Genomic DNA, 14,265 nt, shown 5'->3' with positions numbered 1-14,265 from the left:
TTATTCAGTCATTAGCTGGACCTGGTTTGGGGTTTCGGCTGGATGGGCGTTCCCTGACCGTCTCGTCAGACCTCGGCGGGAGTGAAGGGAAGACCGTCACTATGCCGTCTCCGAATCCATATGCCTCTGCAGAGAGCTTTTGCGCCATCGATGCGTAGGCCGTAAGGGCTGATTTGTTTAGGAACGTGCCGGCCGTGAGGATATCTGTGGCTGTCCTGAACCAGTCGCTTGAGGAGAGGATTGGTGCGGCGTTCGGTGCATCGAGCTTCATGATGCGCGCCCATGCGGTGCGCAGAAATGCCCTGGCTGTCTCTTCGTTGTCCCCTCTTTCGAGATAGTGCGCGGTCGATGCCTCGAATATTCCTTCGAGGAGGCCGTTGCCCGGGTGATCCACCTGCGCCGCGTTCAGAGCGCGGGGATAGATCGCGTCAAACGAGGAGGCATCGCCACGCTTGAGTTCTTTCAGCCACATCTTCGCTTCCTCTGTCCTCAGCTCATTCAGATGAAACTCTTCCCTCATTTCGGCAAGAGAGAACCCGTCGCGGAACAGCGCATCCCTTGCCAGCTCGTACATCATAGCGGCCGCTGAAAAACGCTCATTCACCCCGAATCCCATTGCAGACTGAAAGAATCTATCCTGTGCAAAGGCGCCGGGCCAATTTATTCCAGCTATAAAGGCTCCTTCCACGAAACGGCTCTTGGCAACATAGAACATTTCTTTTTTGTCTGTAGATGGAAGATTTCTTGCCAAGGAGTGATTGTATCCTCCGTGCTCATTTTGTGAGTTAACTAATTCTACGGCGTTTGTTGAAGAGTTAAACAGCGGCGTAATGATTCCGCGGCTGTGTGCGTCGAATGCCTCTGCAAAAAATACGCGGGCTTTGTGGGATATCTCGTCAGGTGCGAGCATCTCTCTGATCGAATTGTATCTGCTGAGCCAGCCGGCATCCCTTGCCCTGCCGAGTTCCATCAAATTCAGCCCGAATTCTTCGACAGCAGAGGGAGGCAGATCCAGCATGTCCTGGAGTTCGTTCCAATCCGCTTCGTAACCCTCCTCGTGGGCATCCGCGGTTTTTAGCGCCAGCTTCGGAGCCCGCTCGGGTCTAGGGCTTCCGTCTATCGCGATCAGCGGGGGCAGGGGATCGGTGGGCGGAGCGTCGAGGCCGATCCTGGCGATTTCAAAATGCGAGATTGGAAGCGCGCCTGACCACGATGCGAGATTTGTGAAACCTGCGGCAAAAGTCGGTGAAATTGTCCTCGGCATGATCAGTGTCTCAACTCCGCTCATCCCTTTCCCCCTTTCGTGGCCGCAGAGGCCTCCTTCGAGGCCATGTCTGCAAACTCGGCAGTCCGCTTTGCGGACGCATGATCTAACGTGCCGAAGTAAGCCGACGCAATGAGGAGGTCCTTCCTGATCGTGAGCCAGTCTGCACTCGTCATTTCGAACCTGTTATGGGCCTTTTCGACGGATGCGCGGGCAGCATCGAGTGCATCGCCTTGCCTCAAGAAATATGCGATCGAGTTGTCGAGGATCTCCTCTGTGAGAGTCGTGCCGATATTGAGCGGCGCTGCGAGGGCGCGGCTGAGGAAAAAGGCGTATGCCGTGTCGTCCGTCTCCGTCTGCATGAGCGTGAACCACGCCCTAGATGCGCGAGGGGCGAGGCTTTCCCATAATTCATAATTCCATTGGGCGGCCGTCGTGCGCACTTCGTCTATCATCATCGCTGCTGCGGCCGGATGTCCCGCTGCTTTAGAAGGATGGGCTGCATCCAGAATGGCATTCACCGCTGCAAGGCGTTCGGCATGGGTGTCGGGCATGGGGCCGCGTTTTTTTTCGAGGATCTTCTGGAGACGTTCCCAGTCTTCCTGCATCCTGCGCGATGTCTCGGACCTGGGCTTCTTGAGAAAGGGGGGCAGCGTCGCCTTGTCCGGCCTGCGCTCAAGTCCCACCAGCGGCACGTAGGGGTCGGGCGCGGTCCTGCCATAGGCCTTGGCCATGAGCCTGTCCGTCACGGAAGGGTAAAAGCCGCAGTTCAAGGCGAAGCTGGGGAATGTCTGATAAAACTCGGTCACGTATGCGGGCTTTGGCAGACTGCCTATCATATATATTCTCCCGTTTACAGGCGCGGGTTGATAGGGGGGCCTATACCCCGGTTTTATGCGACGCACAAGGCTAATCTGATGGGTCTTTTCCGCCAAAATCAGGGGGGCGAAAAAATCCGCGCAACTTTTTTGAGGGAGCTGCGATAAGGAAGGTGAGCCGGGCAATGGAGGGGAACCGAGGCTAAAGAAGGGCCCGGGAGGACTAAGGAGCCAGCGACCCATGATCACCAAGTTCGTGAACAACGTGTCAAATCAGCCGGCGTCGACAGGGTCTGTGGAACAGGGCGCCGAAGGGGAGCGCAAGGAGAGGCGCGAGACCAAGCTCGTGGACGTGGCCCATGAGGTCATGCGCAAGGACCGCCAGCACCTGGACGGCCTCGTGCGCCTGGGCAACCCGCGCTTTGAACGCGAGCAGTTCAAGGGCAAGGTGAAGAAAAAGGTCTGGGACACGGTGGACGAGAACCTGGGCTGCGTGGACAACGACATGGTTGAGGAGATCACCGAGCGCGTGGTGGACGCGGCCGAGGGGGATCCCTTCTACAAGAAGATGTTCGAAGAAGAAAATACGGAGTTCTGAGACCGTTCACAGTTTTTTAGTCCACCGATCTTCCCGCCACAAATTGTTTCTCCACATCAGGACGTGAAGCGATGCCGCCATGGCGAAGTTGAGCGCTGCCAGCGCGGTCCTCAGTGCGATCGATCTCAATCCGGGTTTGAGCATGGAGTCACTCCAGAAGGTCGAGAAGCGTCTTGGATATGTGCTGGCCGAGTCTGCGCGCCTGCGTGGTCAGCTTCCTCAACTCGGTCTTGGTGAGCGGCTCGATCGAACCCAGCGAGCTCACCAGGTAGGCCACATTGGCTATGTGCTCCAGGTGTTCGAGCCTGTTGAACGCGTCGAGCAGATCTCGGCCGAGCACCAGCACGCCGTGGCGCTTGAGCAGAAACGCATTGTGGCCCGCGAGGAACGGGTCCAGGGTCTCGGCCATCTCTTCGGTGCCGGGCGTGGCGTAGGGGACCGCCGGCACGGGCCCGATGTATATAGCGAGCTCGGGCAAGAGCATCTCGGTGAGCGAGATGTCGCCCAGGGAACAGGCGAGGCAATAGTGCGGGTGCGCATGTATCGCGGCGTTGATGTCCGATCTTGCCGCATAGACTTGGCTGTGCATCGCCACCTCGGAGGAGGGATGCGCGTCCGGCTTTATCGTGGCGCCGTCCGGCCTGCAGGCGACTATGGACTCAGGGGTGATGGTGTCCTTGCGGGTGGAGCCGGGGGTGATGAGAAATCCCTCGCCGTCGCGGACCGACACGTTGCCGCTGGTGGCCACGAGGTAGCGTCGGTCGTAGAGCCTGTGGCAGACGTCCGCGATCGCCCGCCTCTTGTCCCTCTCCCACGGATGTGCGCCGCAAGAGTCCATTATCTCCCCCCTCAAGCCTCTTCTGCCGCCGCCTTCTCGGCCTCGGCCATAATTGAATCCTCGTCAAAGACCTTTTCGCGCTCGCGTGAGCCGAGGAAGAAGAGGCCGAGCGAGATCCAGAACGCGGCGCGGAGCCTCTTGGCTATCTGGATCGTGATGCCGATGGAGGGATTGATGTGCATGAGATACAACAGGCCGCTGAACGCGCCCTCCATGACGCCGAACGCTCCGGGTATGAACGCGAATACCAGGGAGATCATCGGGGCCAGCGCCGCGAGCATGAGGGAGGCGAAGAGCGAGAATTCGTCGCTCACGATGCGTCCGATCGCGTAGATCTCCAGCACGCCCAGCAGCCTTCCTCCGACGTGGCAGGCGAGCGCCGCCAGGAACCCTGTGTGGCTCTCGTTGTAGAAATCCATTATGTGGCCGTCCAACTCCTCGAACCTGCGCACGGTCTTCTCGGAGAACTCCTTGCGGATGCCGAGCCTGCGCGCGATCCTGAGGATCATGCTGAAGAGGCCGCGTTTCTGGTGGATGAGCAAAAATCCCATGAAGCCCAGCGAGATCAAGAGGGCCGCCGGCACGCCATAGGCGATGTTGTCGGAGAGCTTGTTTTCGAACTTGAGGAAGGCCGCCACGATGCCGATGAGCACGGTGATGAGAACGGCCAATATCTGAAGCGTACGGTCCACGACCACGGACGCCGCGCCCTGAGCGGTCCTGAAACTCTTCTTGAGCAGGTAGATGCGCATCGGATCGCCGCCGATGAAGTTTGCCGGGGTGAGCGTGTTCACAGCCTCGCCGGCTATCTTGATCCTGAAGAGATCGATGAAGCCTATGCCGTCCCCCAGCCTGCCCAGGAACTGCATCCAGGCTATGGTGTAGAGCATGTAGCCGGCGCCGCTGATGCAGAGTATCGGGATGAAGCGCCACCCGAGCTGCGCGATGTTGGCCAGTATGTTCTGCCAGCCGACCTTCTGGATCAGGGTGATGAGGAGCGCCGCTCCCACGAGCAGGAAAAGGATCCGACCGTATTTCACAAATTTTTTCATCGCAGAAACTCCGGGTTGTCGTTGAGCGCGGCCTCCGCGCGGGCGAGGTCAAGAGGCGTGTCCACCTCCAGCCATCCGATGCCCGAGGCGTCGCAGACGTTGATGGGGAAACTCTCTTCGGCGAGGAATGCGAGCGCCGATTCGACGTTGGCCGAGTCGCCGTACTTTGCCCTGGCTGCGGCCACCGCGCGCCTGTAGGCGGCGAGGCTCTCGGACGGGCAATGGGTCATGCCTATGTAGCCGCACGTATAGTCCGATAGCGTCTTCTTGATGCCCTTTATCTTTCCCGCGTCGTCGAGCTTCACCTTCATGTCGTCCGGCCCCAGCGTGCGATCGAAGTCGCAGATGGCGGTGAGCCCGTTCAGGTTCGCAATCACGTGGGCGATCAGCTTCTTCGGGTATATGTGGTCCACGTTCATGAGCAGGAAATCGCCGGTCACCAGAGGGAGCACGGTCTCGATCGTGCGTATGCTGCCGTCCTCGTAATTAGGGTTGTTGACGGTCTCGACGTCGTCGCAGGTGTTCTCGATGAAGTTGCGGAGCCGATCGCCATGGTAGCCGGTGACCACGGTCTTCTGCCGGATGGCGGGGTGGTCGATGGCGTCCAGCGCGCGGAGGATGAGCTCGCGCCCTGCGACAGGCACGAGGGCCTTTGGCCTGTCCTTCGTGAGGCGGCCCAGCCTGTTGCCCAGCCCGGCTGCTATGATGACTGCGTGCATATGAACTCCTAAAACATCCCCTTCAATTCAGAGAGTTCGGATATCACCTGCGCCCCCGGGAACTTCGACTCGAACTGGTCGCGGGTGAATATCCCTTCCTTGCCTATGAAACGGACGCCGTGCTGCCCGGCGCGCTCGCCGTCCTTGAGGGAGTCTCCGACAAAGGTGATTCGCTCCTTCGGGATATCGAGATTTTTCTCTATGTGTCTGAAGTGGTCCGCGCCCTTCGCAAATCCCTGTTTGAAGCCGAGCACCATGTCGAACTCGAGGCCCTTCATCTCCACGAAGCGATCCACGAGGTGCTGGAAGTTATTGGAGGACACGATGACCTTGAGCCCCTGTCCGCGCAGGAAACCCACCGTCTCTGCCGCGTCGTCGAAGACCGGCTCCTCGAAATAGCCTTCAAGCTTGAGCTTTTCGTATTCCTCAGCGGTCTCGCGGTTGGCCGGATTGCCAGGGAAGATGACCTCCAGCTGCTGAAAGAAGGGGAGCCCCGAGGTCTCGAAATAGAGTCGGCGCGCCTCTTCGGCGTCGATTGGCAGCCTCTTGGGCATCACGCGTGACGCGATCTCCGCAAACGCGTTCATCGAGTCGACGATCGTGCCGTCGAAGTCGAAGACCACCGCTCTTTCTGCCTGCTTCAGCATGCGGAATGAGCCTCCCTCTTTGCCGAGGCCGGCATCGCCCTGCCTGTGGAGCGGGCGGAGAGCCATTCCTGCGCGTTGAGATACGTGAGTATTGCCGCTGCGATGGTGGTGCCCAGCGCCACGATGAATAGCCACCAGTAGAGGACTCCCATGGCCGCGAACACCAGGAAGAAGAAGGAGTAGGCGTCTTTCTTCAACGTGTATTTGCCGAACCTGATGAAGGCGAGGAGCCATCGCGGCTGATTCGAGAGTTTCTGCAGATATGCGGTGTCGAACGTGGCGAGGCTGGCGGACTGCGTGTTCCTCTTGAGATAGCGCATGATCCAGAAGATCGTGAGCCCGGTGGTCGCGAGCATGATGGCGCCGACGTAGAATGCGATCGGAGAGTGCGTGGAGCGCCAATAACCGGCCATGATGCCGGTGAGCATGCTGCCCAACGATAGGTTGTCCGAGAGGGTGTCCGCGTACTGCCCGAACTTGCTGCACCTGAAGGTGAATTTGGCCACCTCGCCGTCGCAGCCGTCCACTATCGACGCGGCCTGGAAGAGCCCCGCTCCGAGCAGTATCATCCAATAGTTGCTGCCGTCGGCCGCGAACACGCCGGCGAAGACCCCCAGTATTATGTTGAATCCGGTGATGGAGTTGGGGCTCACCCAGAGCTTTGAGAGGAAGAGGCTGATCGGGAGCGATATCCGCTTGTTTATGTATCGCGCCACCGGGCCGGGCGTGCCCAGGCGGATCGATTCGGCCAGCGCCTTCTCCGCCACCGCACGGTCGCGAAACGACTTGAGCAGGAACGTGTAGCTCTTCACGGGGAGCTTTGCGCGCTCATCCTCCGCCAGCTCCGCAAGTTGCGCGAGGCAGCTCTCGATGGAGCGGGGCCTCTGCTCGGTGAAATCGATCAGCGTGGCGAGCGCCGCTGGGGTGATGTCGATGACCGGGATGCGGTGCGCACCCTCCTCGCAGAGGAGCACGCGGCCGTCGCGGAGGGCCGTCCTTCGCACGTTCGCAAGGAGCTCTTTCTCGAAGATCAAATTGCCGTTGATCATGAGGAGTCGCCCTGCCGCGCCGTCGACGATCCTTTTCACGATGTCGGAACTCACCCTGTAGGGTTCGGCATATGTGATGATGTCTATGGATGGGAGTTTCTTGTCGCCGTATCTCTCTAGGAAGCGCTCGACCTTCTGCCGCTGCGACTCGGCCATGAGCAGGGCGATACTCTCGACCCCGGCGTCCGCGAGCGTCATGATTCCGCGGACGATCAGCGGCACGCCCGCTACCTTGGCGGTCGTGATCGACATCGCCTCCGGGGTGTCGGAGGGCACATATATCAGCGCGCTGTTCTTCATCGCCTCGCTTGAACGATAATTAGGCACTTTTGGGGTCAGAGAATCGGCCGAGCACTAGCACAACCCATTGAAACCTGTAAAGAAAATTTGAAACCAGGCTTTTTTGGGGGATGTGTTCCTGTTGACGGTATCGGCTTGTCTGTGCTAGCAGCGACCCCCTTGCGAGGATTCCAGTGAGCGGAATGAGGCCTGTAAATCACAAGGTGGCAAGCCCCCTCAGGGGGTTTTGGTATTTCCTCCGCTGCAAGGCGCGGGGCATGCCTTTGTCAATTAACCTTGAGATTACAAAGAGATGCAACGCTAGGTGCTCATTCTGCGCCTGCTGGAAGGCGGGTGAGAGTGAGGAACTCGCCGATTATTCACAGGTGATCAGGAAGTTCAAGCCGGTCCTGGTCTCGGTCTCCGGCGGAGAGCCGTTCATGCGGCGCGACTACGCCGAGGTGATAAGGGGCATCAGGCCATACTGCCATTACCTGGCCTTTATCACCAACGGTGCGATCCTGAATGAGGAGCGGGCGCGCAGCCTCGTGGAGGCGGGCGTGGACCAGATCTGCGTGTCGCTCGATTATCTGGGCGAGAAACACGACGAGGTGCGACAGGTGAAGGGACTCTACGCGCATCTTGCGAAGACCATCCCGGCGCTCACGGCCGCGGGCTACAGGATTGCGCTCAACACGATAATAATGGAGTCGAATCTGGACCAGATCCTGCCTATCGCGTATCGCGCGAGCGAGTGGGGGGCGATGGTCTCTTTCTCCGCGTACTGCGCCCTCAAGCGCGACGACGAGGGCGGGATGGTGGCGCAGAACCGCTACACGCAGTTGGTGGGCATAGTGGACGAGATCAGGCGGCTCAAGCGCAGCCTCGGCCACATCAAGAATTCGGATTATTACCTAAAAAAGGTGCCCGCATATTTCCGCGACGGCTTTATCCCTGGGTGCAAGGCAGGTTTTAACTGGATTCAGGTGACGCCCGACGGCTTCGTGCAGCAATGCTCCGAGCTTCCAAGGGTCTGCCACTACTCGGAGTATCTCCCCAGGCTGCAGAAAAAGGTTGCCTGCCAGAAATGTTGGTACACCTGCAGGGGCGAGGCCGAGGCGAATCCGCTGGCGCCCGGGAGGCTTCTGGAACTCATAAAGGCCTAGGGGTATTTATTTCGCTTGCACGCGGCGTGCGCTGGCTGATATAAAGACACCCAAATTTCGATGAGTTGACAACAAGATTTCCCAATTGGGAGGAGGAGGATTAAGATGAAAAAGTTTTTAGTGGTTCTCGTAGCACTCGGCCTCTGCGGTTTGTACTGGCTGGGCTGCCAGAAGAAACAGGCTACTGAGCCTACAGCTCCGGCAGCTGAAGTTGTCCAGCCTGAAGCGGCAATGCCGCCCCCGCCGCCACCGCCGCCCCCGCCGGCACCTGAGGGTGAAGGCGAGAAGACTGAGTAAGGTTTCTTTGCGGCATAAAATCTGCGTCGGCATCCGATCGGTGCCGACGCATTTTTTTGTCCGGATGAAAAAACGGCCTCCCTGAATTGGGAGGCCGTTTTGTTGTGAGCCGAGGATCGGAATCGAACCGACGACCTGCTGATTACGAATCAGCTGCTCTACCAGCTGAGCTACCTCGGCAAAAAATTCCTTCGGAATTTTTCCCTCTATTTTCTATTTTCCATTTTCGAAAATAGAAAATAGATGATCGAAATTAGAGGAAAATTTTGTCTATGCAAAATTTCTGTGCCGGAGGCCGGACTTGAACCGGCACGAGCTGTGAGGCCCGGGGGATTTTGAGTCCCCTGCGTCTGCCATTCCGCCACTCCGGCAATGCCCCCCTGATAGATGCTGCGGCGCGGACCAATGCAGGCGGGTTTCAGTTCGCGCTCGTGTCGTCATCCTCGGTCATAGGCACAGGCTTCACCAATCCATCGGCTATCTCGCGCAGCGAGCAAACGGGTTCCCGATTCTTGCACTTGATGAGGGCTCTCGAGCCCCTGCATATTTGCTTCGTCCTCTGCGCAGCCAGATGAACAAGCTCAAATCTGTTTTCCACATGTTCCAGGCAGTCTTCGACTGTGACTCGGGCCATAAATATATATCTCCTTTCAGATGAGGGAAGCCGCTTCTAGATGGATTGTGACAGAAAGTCAAGGGGTTATAGGTTTGACGAACCTTGCAAAGGCATGATATCTTGTAAACTCTACTAATGCTTGCGGGGGTCTTTAATTGGAGCAACGGACAGTATTAATGAACAAAAGAGCTGCGCTTATCGATGCGATTCTGCCTGAATACACCACGCGTCACGTATTCGTGTTCAAACTCAGGGTGGTCGCATTTTTGGGCTTCTGGGCGGTCTATATCTATTTCATGCGGGACGTTCTGGGACAGACCAAGACGGTTGCAGCGATAGTCTTCTCCACTTTTTTGATAACCGGGCTGGCCTACTACAACGTGATTCGCGGGAGGATGCTCATCCTCTCGTTCGTGGTCGAGCTGCTGGCCGACCTCACGGCGCTGACATCGGTCCTCTATCTCACCGGCGGACCGCACAGCTCTTATTTCACGATCTACATACTTTATGTCCTGACCGCCGGCGTTCTCTACAATCACTATCTTGCGGCGATAGTTGCCTTGGTCTCGGCGGCCTATTACGGCCTATTCTTGCTCCTATGTCATTACGGCGTGATCCCGCCTTTGCTGCTCTATTACGGCGACAGACTGCCTGTGCCGACCTATACGCCCTTTGCGCATTTCCTGATGGCTGCGGCGTTGCTCGTGTTGATCGTATACACGGTCAAGGTCTCCAGTTATTTTTCGCAACGGCGCGAGCGCATACTGGAGAGACGCAACAGGGAGCTCACTGCTCTCTACAGGATGGGTTCCACGGTGCGCAGCGCCCAAGCTTTGCGCGACGTGATCGACGACCTGCTCTCAGGGGTGCTCGACGGCTTGGGCCTCGAGGGCGCGGTCATGGTCCGGTTCGATCGCGACGCAGGCGTCGCCAGGCTGCACGTGCCGATGACCCATCCGAAAAATGCCGTGATCGAACAGATCCTCGGCAGGCCGATCGAGGGTATGGAATTTCCGATGGATGCGCTGGCCAGCCCGGTTACTCAGGATATCATGAGGCATCGGGTGATCTTCCGCAGGGAAGTGAGCGAGCTGTTGATGGGCCTCGAAGGGCTGATCTCAGAGGAGCACAGCAGAAAGATCAAGGAGGCCCTGGGGTTCAAGCGCATCGTCGTCGTGCCGATAGTTGTCGAGAAGGATACCCTTGGCGCCCTGATCTGCTTCAGCAAGGAAGCCTATGTGGGCGACGCACAGCTGGCGACCATGGAGGCCTTTGCAAATCAGTCCGCCCTCTCGCTCGAAGCCGCCCTGCTGATCGACCGTCTGACGAAGCTCAACGAGGAGCTCAAAGAGGCCAACCAGGTGAAATCGGAATTCCTGGCCACCATGAGTCATGAGCTCCGTACGCCGCTCACCGCCATCATAGGATTTTCGGAGCTTTTGACAGAGGGCGTGATGGGCGAAATATCCGATGAACAGCGTGAGGCGTTGAAGGAGGTCCTCCACAATGCGGCGGACCTGCTCGATATGATAAACAGCCTGCTCGATCTGACCAAGATCGAGTCGGGTCGCATGAAGCTCGACGTGAGAAAATTCGACATCAGCGAGGTGATGAGGCGCGTATCCACGACGCTCGCCCCGCTGGTTCAGAAGAAGGGGCAGACCCTGGCCGTGGATGTGGAGAAGGGAATACCTCCGGTGAGCGGCGATGAGCGCAAGATACAACAGGCGATACTCAACCTTATGGCCAATGCCAACAAATTTACGCCCAGCCAGGGCAGGATATCAGCCTTCACGAGGTTTTTCCGTTCATGGGAGGACGTCAAGGGGAGGGCTCGGTGGTGGCAGCGTTTCGAAGGGGCTGAGCATATGCTCGACGCCGGTTCTCTGGAAATAGTCGTGGAGGACACCGGCATAGGTATCCCCGCTGATCACATAGACAGGATATTTGACATGTTCCATCAGGCCGATGGCTCGTCCACGCGTAACTTCGGCGGCACCGGTCTCGGGCTCGCGCTGGCGAGGAGATTCATAGAGATGCACGGTGGCCAGATCTGGGTAGAGAGCGAGCTCGGCAGGGGGGCTCGATTTACGGTGGTGATTCCACTGGCCTTTTCAGACTAATTTTATGTTTTCTCTTGTTTTTTAGTCAGGTATAATGCCTTTTTGAAGGAGAAACTTTAAATGGCCGGGGGCATCCGTCAGTATTCATGGGCAATCGACTTATTTGGCATCCTTGCCTGTGCCTTTTTCCTGGCCAAGGTCACGAGCGTATATCTCGGCAAGTCGATGGAGGTGCAGAGGTCCGTGGGTGTGCTCAAGACTTCGGATGTCGCTCCTTCAGAGCTCAAAAGAAGGAGCGTCGATGACTACAGCATCATCATCGATCGCAATATATTCGATTCAACGCCCCCGACCAAGGAGGGTGAGGCTGCTCCGGAGGCCGCTGCCGAGGAGGCTGCTGAGCTGACTGGAGAGGCTGTCTTGACCAGCCTTTCCCTCAATATCCTGGGGGTGCTCGTGGTGGGAAACGGCGATGATTCGCGATCTTCCGCAACAATAGGGGGGGCTGCCGCAGCGCCGACGCCTGCCAAGGGAAAGGCCGGGACAGGGGGAGGAGGCGGCGGGGCCAAAGTCTACGCGGTCGGCGACGAGGAGAGCTTTGCGCCGAACACCAAGCTCACCCTTGTCCAGCCGGACCGGATAGAATTTGTACACAACGGAAGACTCGAGTATGCTGAGGTCAAACCGGCCTCAGCATCCGATATTTTCGCGCCGCCCGTCAGGGAGCCGATCGCCATGGCAGGTCCGTCCAAGGAGGCTGAGGTCCCTGCGCTGATCAAGAGGGATGAGCCTGGAAAGTTCACCGTGGACCAGAGGGAGGTCCAGGATGCGCTGGGAAACCTGGACAAGCTCTATACGGAGATCAGGGCGGTGCCGAACTTCGCAGGCGGCAAAGTGTCGGGCATGAAAATACTCTCCGTGAAAAGCGATTCGATTTTTGCTAAACTCGGTCTTCGCAGGGGAGACGTGCTTCAGAAGATCAACGGCATGGAGCTCGACGTGAAAAAGGGTTTTGAGATCTTCAGCGCCCTGAAGGACGAGAAGCAGATAACGCTCGACCTTGTGAGACAGGGACAGCCAACCACCTTGGACTATGAGATACGTTAAAAAAATATCGGTGTTCATCGTAGCCCTGGCGTTTCTTGCCTTGGCGACAGCAGTCAACGCGCAGGCGCCTGCAAGAGGGAGCGTGCGACTGCCAGAGACGGCGCAGGCGCCGGCGGAGAAACCGGCATCGCCTGTCGCCGAAGGGGCGGGCGCTGTGAAGCCGGCCGAGGGCGCGGAGCCGTCCAAGGCCGGTGGCGATGACATGGTCTATCTCAACGTCCAGGACCAGGACATCAAGGACGTCATCCAGCAGATAAGCAAGGCGGCCGGCAAGAACTTCATCATCGACGACAAGGTTCGCGGCAAGGTCACCATAATGTCTGAGAAGAAGATGACCAAGGAGCAGGCTTATCAGGCCTTCCTCTCCGCCTTGGAGGTGGCCGGCTTCACAACGGTCATAGGGCCCGGGGGCATAATAAAGATCGTCAGCCTCAAGGATGCGGCAGGTTCTCCGATACCTATCCACGTGGATTCGACCCCGTTCACGGACAGCTACGTGACCAGGCTGATCAACCTGCAGAACATAAGCGCGCTGGACATGTCCAACGCCATCAAGGGTCTGATCTCCAAATCGGGCAATATGTTCGCATACCCTGCGACCAACACGCTCATAATCACGGACTCCGGCACGAACATCGACAGGCTCATGAAGATCATCAAGGAGCTCGACCAGGAGGGGCCGCAGCAGGTTCTCGAGATCATCCCCGTGAATTATGCCGACGCGAGGGAGGTGGCGCAGACTGTGCTCTCCCTGTTCGAGATCGAGGGAGCCAAGGGCGCCGCAGGCGCGAGGGGCGCCGCCGCCAAGACCCAACAGCTCGAAGACATAAAAGACGTCTCCAAGATCATCGCCGATGAGAGGACCAACTCGCTGATCGTGCTCGCCAGCAAACGCGCGATAGACGAGGTCAAGGCGATCATAGCGAAGCTGGATATGCCCCTGGAGATGGCCGACTCCGGCACGATCCATGTGCACTATCTCAAGTACGCGAACGCCGTCGAGCTTGCTTCGACGCTTTCAGCCATCACCTCCGGCGGGGCCACGGGCGTCTCCAAGAAGGCCGGCGGGGCGGCGGCGAAACCGGCCGGACAGGCTGAGGGCGCTGCAGGAACAACGGCAACCGCTCCGGTCGTGGCGCAACTCGAGGGAGGGATCAGCATAGGGGCCGACGAGACCACGAACGCCCTGATAATCACCGCATCCGCAAAGGACTATAAGACCCTGGTGGATGAGCTGATCTCCAAGCTCGACATACCCAGGCGCCAGGTTTATCTCGAGGCGGTCGTGATGGAGCTGGAGGTCGAGAATAACAAGAAATACGGCGCATCGGGTTACAGCGGCGTCGGCTCCGGTTCGGTCCTGGGCTTCGGCAGCACGGGCTTCTCTGATTTCAGCGCGCTCAGCGGGATGTTCGACTACTCTAATTTCTTCTCGTCGCCCGGACTCCTGGGCGGATTGATGTCCAGGGACTCCGTGACCATAGACGTGCCGTCCAGCGGGGGCGGCACCACCTCGCTCACGATTCCCTCGTTCGCTGCATTCTTGAATTTCCTGCAGGTCTATCGCGACGCGAACATCGTATCCACGCCCAACATCATGACCCTGGACAACCAGAAGGCGTCGATCGAAGTGACGCGCACGATATACGCGCAAAAGGTGACGCAGTCCGGCACGACCGGATTCCAGGCCGTCGAGCCGTATCCGTTGGAGGCGGGACTCACGCTCGAGATCACTCCTCAGATCAGCGAGGG

Annotated in this window: 13 protein-coding genes and 2 tRNA genes; 5 read left to right on the top strand and 10 right to left on the bottom strand. The window is 58.3% G+C overall.

All coding sequences use genetic code 11. The features are described 5' to 3' along the window. Positions 1-4 precede the first annotated feature (4 nt). Positions 5-1,288 carry a hypothetical protein gene (locus WC683_11110; protein ID MFA4973155.1) on the bottom strand — a complete coding sequence of 428 codons (1,284 nt, stop codon included), beginning with the start codon at positions 1,286-1,288 and terminating at the stop codon, positions 5-7. Further along, a complete protein-coding gene (locus WC683_11105; protein MFA4973154.1) occupies positions 1,285-2,103 on the bottom strand; it encodes a hypothetical protein in 819 nt (272 codons plus the stop codon). Before WC683_11105 ends, WC683_11110 begins: the two co-directional genes overlap by 4 nt. Before the next feature lie 220 nt (positions 2,104-2,323). Here WC683_11105 and WC683_11100 point away from each other — a divergent pair, with 220 nt between their 5' ends. Further along, positions 2,324-2,680 carry a hypothetical protein gene (locus WC683_11100; GenBank protein ID MFA4973153.1) on the top strand — a complete coding sequence of 119 codons (357 nt, stop codon included), beginning with the start codon at positions 2,324-2,326 and terminating at the stop codon, positions 2,678-2,680. 148 nt (positions 2,681-2,828) lie between these two features. Here the strand turns inward: WC683_11100 and WC683_11095 are convergent, their stop codons facing one another. The 5 genes from WC683_11095 to WC683_11075 are packed head-to-tail and all read right to left on the bottom strand — an operon-like array spanning position 2,829 to position 7,285. After that, positions 2,829-3,518: a class II aldolase/adducin family protein gene (locus WC683_11095; protein ID MFA4973152.1), complete on the bottom strand. Its 690-nt coding sequence runs from the start codon at positions 3,516-3,518 to the stop codon at positions 2,829-2,831. 11 nt (positions 3,519-3,529) lie between these two features. Then, positions 3,530-4,570 carry a lysylphosphatidylglycerol synthase transmembrane domain-containing protein gene (locus WC683_11090; GenBank protein ID MFA4973151.1) on the bottom strand — a complete coding sequence of 347 codons (1,041 nt, stop codon included), beginning with the start codon at positions 4,568-4,570 and terminating at the stop codon, positions 3,530-3,532. Then, complete coding sequence (locus WC683_11085) at positions 4,567-5,289, bottom strand: NTP transferase domain-containing protein (protein MFA4973150.1); 723 nt, start codon at positions 5,287-5,289, stop codon at positions 4,567-4,569. Before WC683_11085 ends, WC683_11090 begins: the two co-directional genes overlap by 4 nt. An 8-nt stretch (positions 5,290-5,297) precedes the next feature. Then, entirely contained in the window at positions 5,298-5,936 is a 639-nt protein-coding gene (locus WC683_11080; GenBank protein ID MFA4973149.1) for an HAD family hydrolase, read from the bottom strand. Beyond that, complete coding sequence (locus WC683_11075; GenBank protein MFA4973148.1) at positions 5,930-7,285, bottom strand: CDP-alcohol phosphatidyltransferase family protein; 1,356 nt, start codon at positions 7,283-7,285, stop codon at positions 5,930-5,932. The genes WC683_11080 and WC683_11075 overlap by 7 nt, the downstream gene beginning before the upstream one ends. Before the next feature lie 257 nt (positions 7,286-7,542). Between WC683_11075 and WC683_11070 the strand changes: the two genes are divergently transcribed. Next, complete coding sequence (locus tag WC683_11070) at positions 7,543-8,430, top strand: radical SAM protein (protein ID MFA4973147.1); 888 nt, start codon at positions 7,543-7,545, stop codon at positions 8,428-8,430. 404 nt (positions 8,431-8,834) lie between these two features. Here WC683_11070 and WC683_11065 read toward each other — a convergent pair. The 3 genes from WC683_11065 to rpoZ form a co-directional block, all read right to left on the bottom strand. Further along, a tRNA-Thr gene (locus WC683_11065) sits at positions 8,835-8,907 on the bottom strand. A gap of 106 nt (positions 8,908-9,013) precedes the next feature. After that, a tRNA-Leu gene (locus WC683_11060) sits at positions 9,014-9,098 on the bottom strand. Positions 9,099-9,145: 47 nt separating this feature from the next. Further along, on the bottom strand, positions 9,146-9,361 hold the full coding sequence (gene rpoZ / locus WC683_11055) for a DNA-directed RNA polymerase subunit omega (protein MFA4973146.1): 216 nt from the start codon (positions 9,359-9,361) through the stop codon (positions 9,146-9,148). 158 nt (positions 9,362-9,519) lie between these two features. On the opposite strand from rpoZ, the gene WC683_11050 reads away from it, so the two are divergent. The 3 genes from WC683_11050 to gspD form a co-directional block, all read left to right on the top strand. Further along, a complete protein-coding gene (locus tag WC683_11050) occupies positions 9,520-11,466 on the top strand; it encodes a HAMP domain-containing sensor histidine kinase (GenBank protein ID MFA4973145.1) in 1,947 nt (648 codons plus the stop codon). Positions 11,467-11,526: 60 nt separating this feature from the next. After that, complete coding sequence (gene gspC, locus WC683_11045; GenBank protein ID MFA4973144.1) at positions 11,527-12,513, top strand: type II secretion system protein GspC; 987 nt, start codon at positions 11,527-11,529, stop codon at positions 12,511-12,513. Continuing rightward, positions 12,500-14,265, top strand: a 1,766-nt coding sequence (gene gspD / locus WC683_11040; protein ID MFA4973143.1) for a type II secretion system secretin GspD, incomplete at its 3' end; no start/stop codon positions are given. The genes gspC and gspD, both read left to right, overlap by 14 nt.

The organism is bacterium, from assembly GCA_041648665.1.
Classification (GTDB): Bacteria; UBA10199; UBA10199; order 2-02-FULL-44-16; family JAAZCA01; genus JAFGMW01.
This window is presented reverse-complemented; position numbering and strand designations above follow the sequence as displayed.

Excerpts from the sequence above, each read along its gene's own strand:
- WC683_11110 (MFA4973155.1), bottom strand. The coding sequence starts at position 1,288 with ATGAGCGGAGTTGAGACACTGATCATGCCGAGGACAATTTCACCGACT.
- WC683_11105 (MFA4973154.1), bottom strand. The coding sequence starts at position 2,103 with ATGATAGGCAGTCTGCCAAAGCCCGCATACGTGACCGAGTTTTATCAG.
- WC683_11100 (MFA4973153.1), top strand. The coding sequence starts at position 2,324 with ATGATCACCAAGTTCGTGAACAACGTGTCAAATCAGCCGGCGTCGACA.
- WC683_11095 (MFA4973152.1), bottom strand. The coding sequence starts at position 3,518 with ATGGACTCTTGCGGCGCACATCCGTGGGAGAGGGACAAGAGGCGGGCG.
- WC683_11090 (MFA4973151.1), bottom strand. The coding sequence starts at position 4,570 with ATGAAAAAATTTGTGAAATACGGTCGGATCCTTTTCCTGCTCGTGGGA.
- WC683_11085 (MFA4973150.1), bottom strand. The coding sequence starts at position 5,289 with ATGCACGCAGTCATCATAGCAGCCGGGCTGGGCAACAGGCTGGGCCGC.
- WC683_11080 (MFA4973149.1), bottom strand. The coding sequence starts at position 5,936 with ATGCTGAAGCAGGCAGAAAGAGCGGTGGTCTTCGACTTCGACGGCACG.
- WC683_11075 (MFA4973148.1), bottom strand. The coding sequence starts at position 7,285 with ATGAAGAACAGCGCGCTGATATATGTGCCCTCCGACACCCCGGAGGCG.
- WC683_11070 (MFA4973147.1), top strand. The coding sequence starts at position 7,543 with ATGCCTTTGTCAATTAACCTTGAGATTACAAAGAGATGCAACGCTAGG.
- rpoZ (MFA4973146.1), bottom strand. The coding sequence starts at position 9,361 with ATGGCCCGAGTCACAGTCGAAGACTGCCTGGAACATGTGGAAAACAGA.
- WC683_11050 (MFA4973145.1), top strand. The coding sequence starts at position 9,520 with ATGAACAAAAGAGCTGCGCTTATCGATGCGATTCTGCCTGAATACACC.
- gspC (MFA4973144.1), top strand. The coding sequence starts at position 11,527 with ATGGCCGGGGGCATCCGTCAGTATTCATGGGCAATCGACTTATTTGGC.